Source organism: Sulfurospirillum sp. hDNRA2 (genome assembly GCF_024206095.2).
Classification (GTDB): domain Bacteria; phylum Campylobacterota; class Campylobacteria; order Campylobacterales; family Sulfurospirillaceae; genus Sulfurospirillum.
Genome location: NZ_CP159800.1, coordinates 455,293 through 471,177, shown reverse-complemented (window position 1 = coordinate 471,177; position 15,885 = coordinate 455,293). Strand labels below are relative to the sequence as shown.

At 42.4% G+C, this 15,885-nt stretch carries 17 protein-coding genes; all 17 read right to left on the bottom strand.

Features of this window, described 5'->3' with window-relative positions:
* Position 1 precedes the first annotated feature (1 nt).
* The 17 genes from rplM to NL930_RS02460 all read right to left on the bottom strand — a co-directional run bounded on the left by rplM (position 2) and on the right by NL930_RS02460 (position 15,867).
* Entirely contained in the window at positions 2-430 is a 429-nt protein-coding gene (rplM, locus tag NL930_RS02540; RefSeq protein WP_254377049.1) for a 50S ribosomal protein L13, read from the bottom strand.
* A gap of 81 nt (positions 431-511) precedes the next feature.
* Positions 512-3,232, bottom strand: coding sequence for a RecB-like helicase (locus NL930_RS02535; protein WP_254377050.1), 2,721 nt, complete (start codon positions 3,230-3,232; stop codon positions 512-514).
* Positions 3,229-5,577, bottom strand: coding sequence for a PD-(D/E)XK nuclease family protein (locus NL930_RS02530; RefSeq protein ID WP_254377051.1), 2,349 nt, complete (start codon positions 5,575-5,577; stop codon positions 3,229-3,231). Before NL930_RS02530 ends, NL930_RS02535 begins: the two co-directional genes overlap by 4 nt.
* Positions 5,578-5,708: 131 nt before the next feature.
* Positions 5,709-6,203 (bottom strand): FixH family protein, encoded by a 495-nt coding sequence (locus tag NL930_RS02525; protein ID WP_254377052.1) that lies wholly within the window; start codon positions 6,201-6,203, stop codon positions 5,709-5,711.
* A complete protein-coding gene (locus NL930_RS02520; protein WP_231563857.1) occupies positions 6,196-6,768 on the bottom strand; it encodes a TPM domain-containing protein in 573 nt (190 codons plus the stop codon). The genes NL930_RS02525 and NL930_RS02520 overlap by 8 nt, the downstream gene beginning before the upstream one ends.
* A 152-nt stretch (positions 6,769-6,920) precedes the next feature.
* Positions 6,921-7,133 (bottom strand): DUF4006 family protein, encoded by a 213-nt coding sequence (locus NL930_RS02515; protein ID WP_039673444.1) that lies wholly within the window; start codon positions 7,131-7,133, stop codon positions 6,921-6,923.
* Positions 7,134-7,143: 10 nt separating this feature from the next.
* Positions 7,144-7,992, bottom strand: coding sequence for a c-type cytochrome (locus NL930_RS02510; protein WP_039673446.1), 849 nt, complete (start codon positions 7,990-7,992; stop codon positions 7,144-7,146).
* A 13-nt stretch (positions 7,993-8,005) separates the two neighbouring features.
* Entirely contained in the window at positions 8,006-8,230 is a 225-nt protein-coding gene (locus NL930_RS02505; RefSeq protein ID WP_373027981.1) for a cytochrome c oxidase, cbb3-type, CcoQ subunit, read from the bottom strand.
* A gap of 1 nt (position 8,231) precedes the next feature.
* Positions 8,232-8,897 (bottom strand): cytochrome-c oxidase, cbb3-type subunit II, encoded by a 666-nt coding sequence (ccoO, locus tag NL930_RS02500; RefSeq protein WP_039673450.1) that lies wholly within the window; start codon positions 8,895-8,897, stop codon positions 8,232-8,234.
* Between the two features lie 15 nt (positions 8,898-8,912).
* Positions 8,913-10,379, bottom strand: coding sequence for a cytochrome-c oxidase, cbb3-type subunit I (gene ccoN, locus NL930_RS02495; protein WP_039673452.1), 1,467 nt, complete (start codon positions 10,377-10,379; stop codon positions 8,913-8,915).
* A gap of 168 nt (positions 10,380-10,547) precedes the next feature.
* Positions 10,548-11,219 carry a response regulator transcription factor gene (locus NL930_RS02490; RefSeq protein WP_039673454.1) on the bottom strand — a complete coding sequence of 224 codons (672 nt, stop codon included), beginning with the start codon at positions 11,217-11,219 and terminating at the stop codon, positions 10,548-10,550.
* Complete coding sequence (locus NL930_RS02485) at positions 11,216-12,451, bottom strand: PAS domain S-box protein (protein WP_254377053.1); 1,236 nt, start codon at positions 12,449-12,451, stop codon at positions 11,216-11,218. Before NL930_RS02485 ends, NL930_RS02490 begins: the two co-directional genes overlap by 4 nt.
* Positions 12,448-13,101, bottom strand: coding sequence for a sulfite exporter TauE/SafE family protein (locus NL930_RS02480; RefSeq protein ID WP_280937468.1), 654 nt, complete (start codon positions 13,099-13,101; stop codon positions 12,448-12,450). Before NL930_RS02480 ends, NL930_RS02485 begins: the two co-directional genes overlap by 4 nt.
* Before the next feature lie 43 nt (positions 13,102-13,144).
* A complete protein-coding gene (carA, locus tag NL930_RS02475; protein ID WP_254377054.1) occupies positions 13,145-14,275 on the bottom strand; it encodes a glutamine-hydrolyzing carbamoyl-phosphate synthase small subunit in 1,131 nt (376 codons plus the stop codon).
* The gene (locus NL930_RS02470; RefSeq protein WP_254377055.1) at positions 14,272-14,826 is read right to left on the bottom strand and encodes a DUF507 family protein; all 555 of its coding nucleotides are present in this window, start codon (positions 14,824-14,826) and stop codon (positions 14,272-14,274) included. The genes carA and NL930_RS02470 overlap by 4 nt, the downstream gene beginning before the upstream one ends.
* 82 nt (positions 14,827-14,908) lie before the next feature.
* A complete protein-coding gene (locus NL930_RS02465; protein WP_254377056.1) occupies positions 14,909-15,436 on the bottom strand; it encodes a MotE family protein in 528 nt (175 codons plus the stop codon).
* A complete protein-coding gene (locus NL930_RS02460) occupies positions 15,433-15,867 on the bottom strand; it encodes a flagellar export protein FliJ (protein WP_041962375.1) in 435 nt (144 codons plus the stop codon). Before NL930_RS02460 ends, NL930_RS02465 begins: the two co-directional genes overlap by 4 nt.
* Positions 15,868-15,885 lie beyond the last annotated feature (18 nt).

Genomic DNA, 15,885 nt, shown 5'->3' with positions numbered 1-15,885 from the left:
ATTACTTTACCTCTGCTTTAACTTGCGCTGTGTGAGGGTGCTCACTACCGGCATAAACTTTTAGCTTTTTGATCATCTCTTTAGCAAGATTTGTTTTAGGTAACATGCCTCTTACCGCAAGTCTGTACAATTTTGCTGGGTTGCTGTTCAAAAGATCACCCAATTTTTCAGTTTTAACACCACCGAAATATCCTGTGTGTCTGTGATACAATTTTGTGTCTAATTTTGTTCCACTAAACTCTACTTTTTCCGCATTGATGATGATAACGAAATCGCCACAATCAACGTTTGGAGTAAAATAAGGTTTATGTTTGCCTCTGAGCAGTGTTGCTACTTCTGTAAGGAGTTTTCCAAATCGCTTACCAGCAGCATCCACTACGATCCAGTCGCGTTTAACTTCGCTTGGCTTAATCGCAAGTGTTGCTTTCATGTGTCATAACCTTTGACGTATTTATTTAACGAAGTGCAAGTGTAATCAAATAATACTTAAATAACGCTGAAATTAAGTGTATTATAAGCTTTTAAGAAGTTCCACGCCATCGTTTTGCAAATAGCAAATATACGCCTCCACGGGCAAGTTGTAAATCTGCGTCAGAGCGTCTTGGTAAAGCTTGATTTGCGTTTGATGTTTTGCACTCTGCTTTTTGGAACTTTTGTAGTCCACAACAACGATACGATCTGGAAATTCAAGCAAAAGGTCGATCTGCTTGCGCTCTTTTTGGTAAATCAGCGGTTGTTCTTTATAGACTTTCGCCCCCTCTATCAAATCCAAAAAGGCTTTACAAGAAATGAGCTTTTCTCCGCGCTGATAGATCGCTTGCAGAGTTGACTCATCCAAAAGCGGTGTAAAACGGTTTTGCAGTGCGATGTATGCACGCTTCAGTGAAGCCTCATCAAAACGCTCCATCATCTCAAGCAGATAGTGCTGTGCGATTCCAAATGTAATGGAGGCGATCTCAGCACTCTCTTCTTCATCAGGAGTGCTTGCCACCTCTTGTGCGCCGTAACGCTTAGGCGCATACACGCGCATCGTACTTGTCGTAACGGCGACTTCTTTTGTGGAGGCGCTGATGGCACCTCGCTCAGTCGTGCTCAGCTCTAACATTTCAAACGCACTGTTTTGCGCTTTGGCACAGACAAACAGTGACCGCTTGGCTCGTGTGAAAGCCACATACAACGCATTGAGCCTGTCTTCGACCATTAAAACGCTCTCTTGCTCTTTGGCTTTAGCATAGACCGCATCAACCGATTCTCTGCCAGCCATCGTGAGGTAAAGCCCTTTGATGTCCACCTCATCGTAACTAAATAAAATCGTATCGCTTCGATTGTTATCGCGGCTCAAACGATCGCACACGATGACATGCTCAAACTCTAAGCCTTTGGATTTATGCACGGTGAGAACACGCAGTCCATCGACATCTTCGCTTTTGGCTTCATCATTCAACTCATCCATCTCAAATAAAAAGCTCTCGATCTCTTCATAACGACTCGCAACTTCAAGGAAACTGAGCAGATCGGCACTTCCATCAAACAATCCATAGGTTTTAATGATCTTATCCACCAAAACCAACGGCGTTGTGCCCAAATCCCAACCACTTTTGGAAAGCGGTGTATCCCACGTCTTACCGCACAGCACAAGAAACGTTGCTTTGTAGAGTTCATCGCCAAAATAAAGATACTTCAGCAGTGCAATAATCGCTTTGATGGAGCGCACTTCAATAAGTTTCAGCGTCGCCTCAAGCCTTACATGTAAGGCGGGAAACTGCTCTTGCACCAACGCTTTAAAGACCTTGGCATCTTTGTTCGTATGCACCAAAAGCGCAATATCTTTGGGCTTTACACCCTCTTTAAGAAGCAAAGCAATCGCCTCTAAAACAGAAGGCTCAATCGCTTCTTCAATGCGCACATTGATATACCCCTCACCTGTCGCCTTAGCAACCTTTTGGGACTCATACCCTTTGATTTTACATGTAAAGATTTCATTGACAAAATTCACGACCTGCTCGGTGCTTCGATAGTTGGTATCGAGCGCATTCACGTCCAAATGCAAGCTCTTTTTAGCGTACCCAAACAGCTCTTTAGCCCCACCGCGAAATCGGTAGATCGACTGCTTCACATCGCCCACAAAAAAGAGCGTTTTAAAGTCTTTCACGCCTTTTCCTGCGCGTATCTCTTCAATGAGTGGCAGAAGAATCTGATACTGCACGATGCTCGTGTCTTGAAACTCATCGATCAACAGATGTTCTATCACCCCATCAAGGCGAAAATAGAGAAAATCTTTGCTGATCTCTTGGCGTAAAAGGGTATAAAGCAGATTGGTCACGTCATCAAAACGAAGTTCGCCATATTCACCCATCAAAGATCTCAAACTCTCATCGTAGATCGCAAAGAGTTTTCCTAGTTGTCCTAAAAAGTATGCCTCTTTGGCATTGACATGTTCGTTTAGAGCCTTTTTGAGCTCACGCAAAAGCGCATCGGTTGTTTCGTTAGCATACTTTTTATAATCCCAATAACCAAAATCTTCACGCTCCAAATACTTCTTGGAAAGCAGATCGCTCAGTGTGTCCGCTTTGAGTGTCGCAAGCCCACGCACAGAGAGCCCACTTTGCTCAAAATAGTCTCTTATTTTCCCTAAAATATCTAAACACGGTTTTAAGGATGGGTAATGTCCCTCATCCAACGTGCTGATGTCAAGCTCTGATTTTTTCTGATAGAGCATATCGAGCAGACTAAAAAGATCACTCAGTTTTTTATCTTCATTGATGCTAAAAGCGATTAAGGCATGGTAAAGATTTTTGCTTTTGCATCCTTTAATGAAACGCTCCACCAACTCCTCATCCAGTCCATTTTGCCCCACTTTGAAGTCGGGTTGCAAACCTACATGTAATGCGAAATGACGCAAAATCAAAGAGAAAAAAGAGTCCAGTGTCGAGATCTTGATGTCGGCCTGTAGCAAGGTTTGCATGACACGCTCTTTCTCAAAGAGTAGTGTCTCTTTGGACTTGCCAGTCTGTACGCAAATCGCGTCTAACTCGTCTTTGTCTTCCAGATGTTTGAGCGTCTCAAAAATGCGCGTTTTCATCTCTGCCGCAGATTTGTTCGTAAACGTGAGTGCGACGATCTTTTGCGGGTTTGCGCCCATAAAGAGAAGTGAGAGGTAACGAACACTCAGCGCAAAGGTTTTTCCACTTCCTGCACTGGCTTCGAGTGCTAAATAAGGACTTAGATTCATATCTGCTCCTCCCGTCCGCACAACTGCACGTAAGGACAAAGCCTGCAATGCTTTATCTCGTCGCACAGCTCGTAGCCATTGATCGGTTTGGAAAGTTCTGAGAGCTTTACATGTAAAAGGGTTTTCTTCTCTTCAAGGAAGTTTTCAGGGACTAAAACGCCTTCTTTGAGATCGTAATAATAAACGCCGCCAACCTTGCCTAAAGTGCTTGCAATATACGCGTAAAAGACCAGTTGAAAATCAACCGTGCTTTCTAGTGTTCGCTCACTCGTCGTTGGCACCTTCCCACTTTTATAGTCGATGACAAACAGCTCATCTCCTTTTTGGTCGATACGATCAATTTGCCCTTCCAATATAAAGCCTTCATACGGCACGGCATGCACAAACTCTTTTTTAAAAACGCGAAAGCCCTCATCAAAACGACGGATTTCAGTTTGCATAAACGGGCGAAGTTTTTGAAGCCATACATCGACAAAGTAACCCCAGACTTCATGGTGATTGTTCTCTTTTAAAAGCGTTTCAAGTTTGGCATGGAAACTTTTTTCATCCTTTAACGCTTCATCGCATATCGCATCTTCAAGCACTTTATGGAGCGCAATGCCTATTGTTTGCTCATCAATTTGAGTGCTTGGCATCTTCGCCTCTTTGAGCCTTGCGATGTAACGAAAATAAAACTGGCGTTTACATGTAAGAAGCGTTTTGAGCTTTGTTGCGGAGAGGGGAAACGCTTTAAGATCGTAAGGTGCGTCAATAAAGGGCTGATCGTAAAGCGTTTTGGAAGCATTAAGCTCAAACAGAAGCGGTTGCAGTGCTTTTTCATCCGCCATAATGGTTGTAGTAAAGCCAAGCTCATCCAAAAAGCGTGAAGGCATACTTGTCTCATTTTTCACATAAGCGATAGCGATTTTTTCGGCTTTGGAGAAGAGCTGATGGTAGTAGTAGCGTTGCAAATTCTCGCGATCCCTTTTTGTTGGGAGTCCTGCATGAGCGCGAACTGCAGAGGAGAGAAAAAGGTCTTTTTGACTGCGCTTGGGTACAAAGTCATCGTTAAAATCTAAAACGATCACCCCTTTGTAGGTCACACCTCTGGTTTCAAGCACACCGAGTACGGTGACCTTTCCACCTCTAACATCATCTTGGCTCAATACAGAAAGACGGTTTAACAAGAGTTTGACGACTTGTTCAAAACGAAGTGCTGGGGCATGTTTCAAAAAGTGCGTAAAGGCAAAAAAGGCCTCTTGAAAGAGAGGATTTTGTTGCTCTTTAGCATCGAAAGCAAGGAGCTTTTCAAAGAAACTCATCGCCGTTTCAGGAGAGACTTTTTGATGCCAAATCTCTTTACATGTAACCATGATTTCAGGCTCAATTTTTAAGCGCGTAATGCGGAGATGATCTTCGATCTCGTCATTGCGCATTGCTTTTTCAAGCGCACTTAGCTTTTGGTAAAACTGGCTCTGCTTGAGGCTAATTCCCATCGCAAAGTTGAGATTGTGCCACGTATCAAAGGGACGCAACACTTCCGCAAAACGCTCATCGGGTAAAATCACCACGATCTCTTCTGGACGCAAACCCTCTTCCACAAATTGGGCAATGGCACTTTGTACATACCCCATTTGCGCAAGGCGTGAGGAGAAACCGTAAACTTGAATATCTTGTTTGGAACTGTTTTGGGGCTTTACATGTAAAATCTCTTTTGTGGAGAGATTGATCTCATAGGTGTTGTTTTGCACAAGCTCTATTCCAAGATCAGCAAACAGTAACGCCATTTTTTGATTATAAGCATTTATGCTAACGGTTACATGTAAAGGAATCAGCGCGGCTATTTGGCTGAGCAGTTCCACTTCAAAACGACTCAAAAAGCCTTCTAAATGAATGCGAATAGATCCTAGGGAGCGAATATACGCAGCATTGAGTTCATAGCATTCGGGAAGTGTGATACGATCGTATAATGCGTGTTTGGAAAGAATTGCTTTGTAGTGCTTCAGAAGTGTTTGCAGTACCTCTAAATGCTCGGCATAGTGCTCATAGGTGTCAGCACTCAACAACGCATCCAATGCCACTTTTTCATGGCTAAGCTCTTCAAAAAATCGAAATAAGTACGTAGAATTTTTCAAAAAGGTAAAAAATTCACGCTCAATATAGAGAAGTTCAAACTTGGTAAAGCGAGAGGCTTCTTGCATCAGAAGTACTCGCATATCTTCATCAACCAATGAGTGATGTGGTACAAGAACCGCTTTTTGCTCAAGTTCTGCAATCGTAATGGCTTTAGGAAGAAGCGTGTTGGCGTCTAAAAAAGTATCGTAAAAAGAGCGTATGGCACGACTCGTTGCAAAAACTTCTAACATTTTCCCTCACTTCATCTGATAATACATATTATAACAAAGCAAAGATTTAAGAGGGTTTTTTATGTCAGAATGAAATGGCGGTAAGACCACACAACTTATCTTACCGCCTGTTATTAGGAGAAAAGGGGGAACTATTGCGCTGCGTAGGCTTCGTTTTTATGATAACCTTTAAATTCGCCTACTTCTATTTTACTTAAGATCTGCCAGCGTCCGGGCTTGGTAATCTCAAAAGGTCCAAAAGTGTAATTGCCGTTTTGAACGTGAGAGGGTTTCATCTCTTGGTTTTCTTTGTTGCTGTCCGGTCGTGAGAGCATGAGCGTCACATCGGCATTATCGATAGGTTGACCGCTTTTATCGGTTAAACGCAAGGTAAAACTGTTTTTTCCTATCTCGAATTTTTCCGTCGAATACGCAAGATCAAACTTTGCATCAAATTTTGCCTGAAGATCTAAAATTTTATTGATGTTATGATCGACTTTTTGATACTTTTCCATATAAAACGTATCCATTTCGACCGGATTGCTCACGGCGATTTTAATCACCCAACCGCATGCAACGACCATTCCTAAAATCATACCGATAACGGCATGCGGATAATAATTTCTTTCACTTTTCGTTTTAGCCACGGTTTTTCATCCTTCTATAAAGCATTAAAACAACCAAAAAGCCTACAAATCCGTAAACTCCGAGGCGCACAAGATTGATCGTCGTTTTGTTAGAACTTCCGATCGCGCTTTGTAAATCAACCTTTTTAAATGCCGCAATTTGCTCCACAATGTCGGCATAGCCGTTGAGTAACGCGGCTCCCGCGCTGACGTCGTTTTTCTTCGTCGTCAAAAGCGGAATAATCGTCCCTTTCCACGGAAGCGGCGATAAAACCGCCTCTTTGTCAAAGGCTTTTTCCATATCGCTTGAAGCGTAAATATCGACTTTCTTTTGCTCTAAAAAAAGCGTCAATAAAACATAAGAACCGTTAAGGTCTTTGGCAAAGTTTTTTTCAAACGCCACGATCTCTTCATCGCTGTTTTGTTTTGCGATCAAAAAGACTTGAACCCCGCTTTTGGCAAAAAGCTCACTGCCCATCTCTTCAATTTTCTGAGCGGTTCTCTCTTCTAAAATCGAATCGTGTACGACAAAATCTTTGGCAAAAACGATCTGCGGACAGACTAAGGTCAAAAAGCAAAGGAGCATGAGCCCCTTTACTTTTTGAATCATTACTAAGCTTTTCATTAGCCAACAAAAAGATGATGAGGCGTTAACACTGCCCAAGCCGTTACAAGAGCAAGCACGACCAATCCGAACGTTATGATTTTATCCATATTTTCAGCCATTTTACTTCTCCCTTACTTTGCGATAACTTTTTGATTCGCATTCGCGGCGTCTCGCATTTGAAGCGCTTGCGGATCCGTTAGCTTATAAGGTTTATCAGCAACTGCTTGTTGTGCCTTCAAGCCAAAAAACGTCAATACGCCTAAAATCGAGAGCAACAACACCGTCGCAATCAACATTCCCGTAATGCCGTTGAGTCCAAATACGTTACGATTTGTATTTTCCATCGACTGATCCTTATTTCGCTAAAGAGCTGACATACGTGCCAACCGCTGTTTTTTGAATATTGGTTAAACGTCCGTCGTTAAATTGAGGCATATTTCCGATTGTGCCTTTTTTGCCCATATTAAGGACGTTAGCAACAAATTTCGCCGTGCCGTACGTACTAAGATCCGGAGCACTGCCGTCCATACCTTTACCGTCTTCGCCGTGGCATGCCGCACATGTTGCCCAAAGAGCACGACCGCTTTCAACCAAGGCAGGGTTTTTGCTCTTTTTAACCGAAGAAACTTCTTGCATAACGTAAGCGGCAACCGCTTTTGCGCTCTCAGCGTCAAGTAAACCGGAGGGCATTTCGCCAAGAGGATAGCTTGAGCCTTTCGCACCGTTTAAAATCGATGCGACGATTGCTTCTTCGTTACCCCATTTCGCAAAGTTTGCCGCTTTGCCGTTCATACCGTCACCCGTCACGCCGTGACACGGTGCACATTGTACCAAGAAAACACCCTCTCCCATACTCATAAGCGTTGCTTGATCGGGATTGGCAAATTTTTTCTCGAATTGAGCGTTATAGCTTTTCACTTCTTCGTTGTACTCGCCGATTTTGTTATAGCTTGCCAAAGGATATCCCGCTAAGAAATACCACAAAGCCCATACGATCGTTCCGACGAATGAAAGTGCCCACCCGATAGGAAGTGCGTTTTTATATTCGCCGATGCCGTCCCAATTCTCTTTCGTTAATTCTCCGGTACTCTTATCGGTTTTCATCTGTTTGATATATTTTAAAGAAACACCGATGCTGAGAATTAAAATTGCTGCTGCACCAAGCAATGCTAATGCATTTACATTATCATTCAGCCAATTCATATATTGCTCCTCTTTATTCTTTCTCTTTGTTGGACGGTGTTCGAGATTCAATCGGAGCATCGTCAATATTGTCGTTTAAAGCAATATTGGCATACTGCTCATAGTTCCTTGTGCCTTTTTTTTCGGCTTTATAAAGATGGTACAAATAACTGTACATAATGACCGATAAAAAAATCGTAGCAAAAATATAACCATAAGCCTGTAATTCTCTGATTGTTTCCATTTCCACCGTTGACACCTTATTTTAAGCTATTGAGATAGGCGATTAATGCAACAATCTCTTTGATCTCACCGCGTTTAAATGCCTCTTTCACTTCCGTACTTTTCATATCGGCAACGATAGCAGCCGCTTGTTCCATGACCGCTTTTTTCGATTCGTCGTACGTTCCGAGTTGTGGCATATCCGCTTGATCGTAAGGAACATTGAATACTTTTTTCACGGTTAAGGCTTCCGCATACGCCGTTTCAATGTCTGCATTGTTGCTAAACATATGTTTGTACGCCGGCATGATAGAGCCCGGAACAACGCTGATCGGATCTAACATGTGATATTCGTGCCAGTCCGTCGTTCTATAATTACCGACCCTCATCAAGTCAGGTCCCGTTCGTTTAGAACCCCAAAGGAACGGTCTATCATACGCATACTCGCCGCTTAAAGAGTACATACCGTAACGGTCTGTCTCAGATTTGAAAGGACGGATCAATTGTGAATGGCAGGCATTACAGCTGTCTTTAATATACACATGTCGACCTGCAAGTTCCAATACCGTATACGGTTTTGTTCCCGTAACGGGACGTGCGCTTTCCATAAAGTCAGGAAGGATGGTAACGATACCGGCATAGGCAATGACCAAAAAGACGCCTACCGCAAAAAAGAATGGGTTTTTTTCTAACCAATGAAACATAATTTTACCCTCCCCTTACGCTGCCATAGGTGAAGCATTTTGAGGCTCAGACTCAATTGCTTTACTTGCAGTCATGGTTTTGTACATATTATACGTGAACATAAAGAAACCGATTAGATACAACAAACCGCCCGTCGCACGAAGCGCGTAGTAAGGAATTAAAACGGTTACGGTATCGATAAATGAATAGGCGAGGTTACCGAATTGATCCGTCGCTCTCCACATCATACCTTGCGTAATACCGGCAATCCACATGCTTGAGAAGTACATAACGATACCCGTCGTTTGAATCCAAAATTGTGATTCCATCAATTTTTTACTGTAAAGCTCGCGTTTATACATACGTGGAGCCATATGATACAATGCCGCCATCGTCATAAAGCCAACCCAACCGAGCGTACCGTCGTGAACGTGTCCGGGAATCCAGTCGGTAAAGTGTGCCAAGGCGTTAACGGATTTGATAGATTGGATCGGTCCTTCAAGCGTACTTAACATGTAGAACGTTGAAGCAAATACCATGAATTTAACCAATGGATTTTCTTTGAGTTGACCCCATTGTCCTTTCATCGTAAGAAGCATGTTAATCGCACTACCCCAAGACGGAAGAATTAAGACGATAGAGAAGATAGAACCCATCGTTTGAACCCAATCGGGAACCGTTGAATAGATAAGGTGGTGTCCGCCGGCCCAAAGGTAAACAAACATCAAACCCCAGAAAGAAAGAAGTGATAATTTATAAGAGAAAACCGGTTGACCGGACTCTTTCGGCAAGAAGTAATAGATCATCGCGATGATAGGCACCGTGAAAACAAATGCAACCGCATTGTGACCGTACCACCATTGAACCATTGCGTCGTTTGAACCCGCGTACATGGAAACGGAGTGATACCATTTACCCATACCGGCAACAAAATACGTCGGAACTTCCATATTGTTGAAGAGGTACAACATCGCAACACCCAAGAAAGTTGCAATATAATACCACATGGAGATATAAAGCGTTTTTTCGCGGCGAATACCGACTAAACCGAAAATACTAAAACCCCATAATACCCATACGACAACGACGAGAATATCAAGAGGCCATTCAAGTTCGGCATACTCTTTTGACGTACCGATACCCATAAATAAGTTAACGACGGCAATCGTCATTAAGATCATGTAAAGCCAGAAGTGCAGCTTTCCGACGATCATCAAGAACGGTGATTCCGCCATTGAAACTTTGAGTACCCTCTGCCCGACATAGTACCACGTTGCAAAGATTCCGCTCAATAAGAATCCAAAAATTACTCCGGAAGTATGCAACGGTCGTAAACGACTGTATGTACCGTATTCACCCGCCAAGTAATTCAACTCAGGAAAAGCCATTTGATAGGCGATAACCACGCCTATTAACATACCAACGATTCCAAACAGGATCGCTGCGTAGGTAAAACATTTGGCTACCGAATAGTCATAGTTCAATGCATCTTTAGCCTGCATCAATTCCTCCTAACATGTGTTTTTATGTCACAAAAATATCACATAATGGGAAATTATAGTGCACCAAATCTACAACGAAGCTTAAGAAGATTAAATTTGTGTTAAATAAAAAAGTTTAAGAAGATTTTAAAAATAGCAAAAAACATAAGAACGATGCAACGATCGTTCTTACGTATTGATCTTATACCCGAGCCCCGGAATATTTTTGATAAACTCTTTATCGGTTTTTTCGCGAACCCGCTTAATAAACGTACGAATCGCTGAATCTGTTACTTTTTTATTTGTCCAGACATACTTCTTGATCTCTTCATGAAGCACAAAAACGCCTAGATTTTTCACTAAGATAGAGATAAAAAGTAACTCTTTTTTCGTCAAAAAGATCGTTTTACCCTCTTTAATCAAAACACGTTTGCTTTTATCGAACTGATAAACGCCGCCTAAATCAACGACATCCGTTTGATCCAACATCTCTTTCGATACCAATTGTAACGTTTTCATCAACTGATCGGGGTCGATCGGTTTAATCAAATACTTATCGATTCCGACATCGATCGCTTCCAATAAGCGTTCTTTCTCGCTAAACGCACTTAAAATAATGATCGGAGTTTGTTTGGAAATGTGTTTAATCTCTTTAGACATCATCAAACCGTCGACGACCGGCATCATAATATCCGTTATAACGATGTCCGGTTTAAACTTTTTAAATTTTTTTAACCCGTCGTCACCGTCGCGTGCCGTGATAAATTTGGCAAATTCGTCCCCGATTGCGCTTTCCAGCGCGTTTCTAAGATCTTCTTCGTCTTCGACAAACAAAACCGTCAATTTCGATAATCCGCTCATTCCTCTTCCTTTAGAACCGTTTTTACGGGTATCTTGATCGAAAAACAAACACCGTCTTCGTGGTTATATGCCTCAATGGTGCCCATCATACTATTTTTAATAATCATTTTACTCATATAAAGACCGAGTCCCGTTCCGGCACTCGCATGCTTTGTCGTAAAATAAGGCTCGAAAATCTTATCGAGAATAGTCGCGTCGATACCCCCTGCATTATCGCAGACTTTTATTATAGCATCTCCCGCGCTTAATGTGTCAATTTCAATATAAATTAATCTACTTTTTATTTTATTATGAGAAAAAGCGTCTATCGTGTTGTTGAGAAGATTAATCAACACTTGCGAAAATTCGTTAAAATATCCTTGAATGTCGGCGTCACGAACGATGTTAAGCCGAATTTGTACTTCGTTGCGCTCCAAAGTACCTCGCATAATATCGATTGCTTCTTTGGCAACGCTGCTGAGTGAAAAAAGTTCCGTTTCACGATTCGGGCTGAAAAAATTACGAAAATCTTCGATCGTCTCCGACATCTTGACGATAATTTTTTTCGCATGTTCGTAGCTTTCTTCAAATCCGCCTTCTTTATTCCTACAGGCTTGGTACAGTTTATTCATTTTATAGAGCGTAATGTTCAGTTCCGAAAGAGGCTGACGCCATTGGTGAGCGATATTGGCGATCATCTCGCCCATCGAAGCCAAGCGTGCTTGTTGAAATAAAAAACGGTCTTTCTCCCGGTTTTTTTCAACCTCTTCTTTGACGCGTTCTTCAAGGGTTTGATTCAGTTGCGTTAACGCCTTCGTCTGCTCTTTGACGCGTTCTTCCAACGTTGCGTTGAGCTCTTCTAACTCTTCGTCTTTGGTAATCAACGCTTCGCTTAAGCGAACGCTTTCGGTCACGTCGTAGCGAATAGCGATAAACTCTTCAATGTCTCCGTTTTCATCTAAAATAGGACATACGGTCGTATTGACGTAAAAGGTGCTACCGTCTTTTGCCAAATTTTTAACCGTCGATTTGTAGGTTTGCTTTTGTAAAATCGTTTGCCAAAGCTGTTTGAAAGTGGAAGGCGGAACTTCGGGATGTCGTACGATATTGTGATTTTGCCCGATAAGTTCTTCTTTGGTATAGCCAGAAATTTTGCAAAATTCATCGTTAACAAACGTAATAATGCCGTTAATATCGGTTTTAGAGATAATATTGCTACTCTCAATGGCGGTTTGATACTGTTCGAGTTTCATGCAATAACCGCGCTATACCCTAAATACGCCATATAAATGCCGTAAACGATAATGATAAGAGAAGCAACCTTAATCATGACTTCCCGAAAGTTACTTCCTTTGAGAAAACCTACCACAAAACCAAGACCCAACATCGAGGGCATCGTAGCGATACCGAAAAGTGCCATCTTAACGCCTCCTAGCCAAAAAGAGCCCGACGTCGCGGCGGCCGCTAAAAAGAAGTAGACCAAACCGCACGGCAAAAAGCCGTTTAATAAACCTAAACCGTAAAAACTACCCAAGGTTTTGGAATGAATGAGCTGCGAAAAAAGCTTTTTGATCGTCGGATTAAATGCTATCGTCGATTCAAGCGAGGTCAAAAATTTAATTTTTCCCATCATCGACAAGCCCATCAAGACCATCACGATACCGATCACAAAATAAAAATAACCGTTAAGATGCGCCGAAAATGTAAAAATAGAACCGAGTGCACCGAAAAACATTCCTAAAAACGTATACGCGCTGATGCGACCGACGTTGTAGGTTAAGTGTGCTAAAAACTGCGACGAAGACGAAGCGGTAGGGTCTATTTTGGCACTGCTGTATGCCATAACAAACCCGCCGCACATACCGATACAATGTCCAAGGCTTCCTAAAAAAGCTACGCTGATAATCGTCGTAATATCGATGGCGTTGATGACCTACTCCGTTACGTTAAAGTCTGTTGGCAAACTCTTGAAAAATATAGCGACTCTCTTGCGGGCCGGAGCTTGCTTCGGGATGATGCTGTACCGAAAAAATCGGTGAATCGTTGTATTCCAACCCCTCAATCGTGTTATCGAAGAGATTGACATGTGTGATTTTTGCAATTTTACAAATCGAATCGGGAACGTTGTAATTATGGTTTTGCGTCGTAATTTCCACGACATGATTCGTCATATTTTTGACCGGATGATTGCCGCCGTGTTGTCCGAATTTTAGCTTATACGTCGGGTATCCGTGTGCGATCGAGAGCAGTTGATGGCCTAAGCAAATCGCAAAAATAGGCACTTTCGCGTCAATAAGCTTTTTAACCTCTTGCGCTTCGCTCTTTAAAATCAAAGGATCTCCCGGACCGTTGGACAAAAAGAGTCCGTGAATCTCACCTTTTTTATAACGAGCGATCACCTCATCGCCGTTAAAATTATGCGGAATGACTTCAACGTCCAAACCTACTTCGCACAGTTCGTTGAGGATATTGCGTTTGATGCCAAGATCGACCGCTAAAATCTTTTTTCCTAAACGTTTCGGGGAAGCGTTATAGCTTTGCGTCTCCGCATTCCACGCTCCGTGCGTGTGTCGATAACTCTCAGGCGTACTCACTTTTTCGATATAGTTTACCTCTTCGATGCGAGGACTTTTACGAAGCATCTCTTTGAGTGATTCGACATCGCTCACTTCGGTAGACGCGATCATCATCTGAGGACCGCCGTCTCGAATCATCTTTGTCAAATAGCGCGTGTCGATATCGCAAATTCCCATGCTTTGGTGCTGTTTCAAAAAATCGGATAAACTAGCTTGCGATCGGAAATTGGAAGGCGTAAGATTCAAACTTCGAACAAACATTCCGCTTGCGTGGATCGTACGGCTTTCCATGTCATTATCGTTGGTTCCGACGATACCGATTTCGGGCATCGTAAAAACGATAAACTGACCGGCGTAACTAGGATCGCTTAAGATTTCTTGATAGCCGCTCATCGACGTATTGAAAACGATTTCGCCCGTTTTCGTTCCTTCAAATCCAAAACTTTTTGCCTCTAAAAATACGCCGTTTTCAAGATAAATCCATACCGGTTTTAGCGTCATGATACCATTCCTCTTTTACGTAACTCTTCCTCGTAAAGCTTTTCAAAAATCAAATCGTACTCTTCCGAACCGGGAACCAATTTTCGCTTATAATGCGAAATTCGTTCGGCGACATCGTCTTCAATGGCTTGAAAATGCGAAATATACGTCTCAATCGCATTGTAGGCAATATTTTTCACACGGTTTTCGGAGACGTTGTATTCGATCAGTCCCATTTTCCATGAAGTCTCGAGTAGTTTGTGGGCAATGGCGTTGTACCTGTCTTCGTACGACAAAATCACGCCGTACTCGGAAGAGAGCTTTTTCTTAATCAACCAAAACATATTGCGTCGATCGACTCTTTGAAATTCCATTTCGTCTTCATTTTGCTCTAAAATTTCCGTAACACGCTCTTCAAGAGCGATCTCTTTTTTAATATCTTCTAAAATCAAATCCTCTGCAACCTTCATGACGGGTTCTAGCCCTTTAAGCATGGTTACAAATCCACAATTAAAAAGATCGATTGCTATCTTGTTGGCAATATAGGGGGCATGCGGCAATCTGATTTTCATCCATGTACCTTACTTCTGAATTTTTCACATTGTAACCAAAGTAAGGTAAATATCTGTTTAGAGTAAGCTTAGAGCCTTTTTGTCACTCTTTTGTTTGATTGTCCTCGACAAAAGGAGGCCCTTTTTTGAGCCGTTGCGTAATTTCGGACGCCGTTTGAGGATTCATTTTGGCAAAAATTTGAGATATTTTCTTTGCCGGCAATCCAAAAAGAATGGAAGCACCTTCGTGCGGAGGTAATTTTTCGATAATGGCGGCTGCGGCACCGTCTTTCATTTTGACGTATGTTTCATCGACTTTTTCGCTCTTTTTCGCTTCAACGAGCTCTAAGAGTTTTTTATTTTCATCTAGCATCGAGGCGATACGTCGCTCTTTTTCTTCGATCGCTTCTTTGGTTTTTGCTAATTCCGCCTCTTTCGCTTTTAACGATGCTTTTTGCTTTTCAAAAAGTGCGTTGGTCGCCGCTTGGAGCGCTTCAAACGATTGGCGTGCTTCGTCGATTTTCTCGACCTCTTTGAGAAGTTCGCTTTTACGCTCTTCAAAGACTTTCGTACAATCAATCGTCTCGGCATACAACAAGGTGCTCAAAGCTACGATCCACAACCGTTTCATGATTCTCCTCTTTTATGAAGTTCTCCGGCGAACAAAAGGGTTGACACCTCGTCCAAGTAGAGTTGTTCTTGTTTTTTCATCTTCTCGATCATCGCTTGAAGTTCTTGCTCTTCGAGATATTTGATTTTTTCATATTCGATATGTGCTTTTTGATAATCGACTTGAAGTTGTTTGGTTTGACGTTGCGTAACGATCAACTCTTGCTCGTAGCGTTTTTTTTCACGCCCCATTACCGTTTTTTGTTCGCCGATCATCACCAAAAGCGACACCGTTCCCTCTTTGGGAAGCGTCATGGCGGCAATATCTTCGTAAATCGACGCAATCTTATGCGTGATCAGCCGTTCTTTGTTTTGACTTTTAATCAGTTCTCGCTCAATCGCATCGCGTTTTTGTTTGCGAATTTTGGCAATTTTCGAGAACTGACTTTTCATGGCCGCCCTTACATGTAA

Excerpts from the sequence above, each read along its gene's own strand:
- carA (WP_254377054.1), bottom strand. The coding sequence starts at position 14,275 with ATGACGCTAAAACCGGTATGGATTTATCTTGAAAACGGCGTATTTTTA.
- NL930_RS02485 (WP_254377053.1), bottom strand. The coding sequence starts at position 12,451 with ATGAAACTCGAACAGTATCAAACCGCCATTGAGAGTAGCAATATTATC.
- NL930_RS02510 (WP_039673446.1), bottom strand. The coding sequence starts at position 7,992 with ATGAATTGGCTGAATGATAATGTAAATGCATTAGCATTGCTTGGTGCA.
- NL930_RS02460 (WP_041962375.1), bottom strand. The coding sequence starts at position 15,867 with ATGAAAAGTCAGTTCTCGAAAATTGCCAAAATTCGCAAACAAAAACGC.
- NL930_RS02490 (WP_039673454.1), bottom strand. The coding sequence starts at position 11,219 with ATGAGCGGATTATCGAAATTGACGGTTTTGTTTGTCGAAGACGAAGAA.
- NL930_RS02465 (WP_254377056.1), bottom strand. The coding sequence starts at position 15,436 with ATGAAACGGTTGTGGATCGTAGCTTTGAGCACCTTGTTGTATGCCGAG.
- NL930_RS02535 (WP_254377050.1), bottom strand. The coding sequence starts at position 3,232 with ATGAATCTAAGTCCTTATTTAGCACTCGAAGCCAGTGCAGGAAGTGGA.
- NL930_RS02520 (WP_231563857.1), bottom strand. The coding sequence starts at position 6,768 with ATGCTCCTTTGCTTTTTGACCTTAGTCTGTCCGCAGATCGTTTTTGCC.
- ccoN (WP_039673452.1), bottom strand. The coding sequence starts at position 10,379 with ATGCAGGCTAAAGATGCATTGAACTATGACTATTCGGTAGCCAAATGT.
- ccoO (WP_039673450.1), bottom strand. The coding sequence starts at position 8,897 with ATGTTTCATTGGTTAGAAAAAAACCCATTCTTTTTTGCGGTAGGCGTC.
- NL930_RS02530 (WP_254377051.1), bottom strand. The coding sequence starts at position 5,577 with ATGTTAGAAGTTTTTGCAACGAGTCGTGCCATACGCTCTTTTTACGAT.
- NL930_RS02515 (WP_039673444.1), bottom strand. The coding sequence starts at position 7,133 with ATGGAAAATACAAATCGTAACGTATTTGGACTCAACGGCATTACGGGA.
- rplM (WP_254377049.1), bottom strand. The coding sequence starts at position 430 with ATGAAAGCAACACTTGCGATTAAGCCAAGCGAAGTTAAACGCGACTGG.
- NL930_RS02470 (WP_254377055.1), bottom strand. The coding sequence starts at position 14,826 with ATGAAAATCAGATTGCCGCATGCCCCCTATATTGCCAACAAGATAGCA.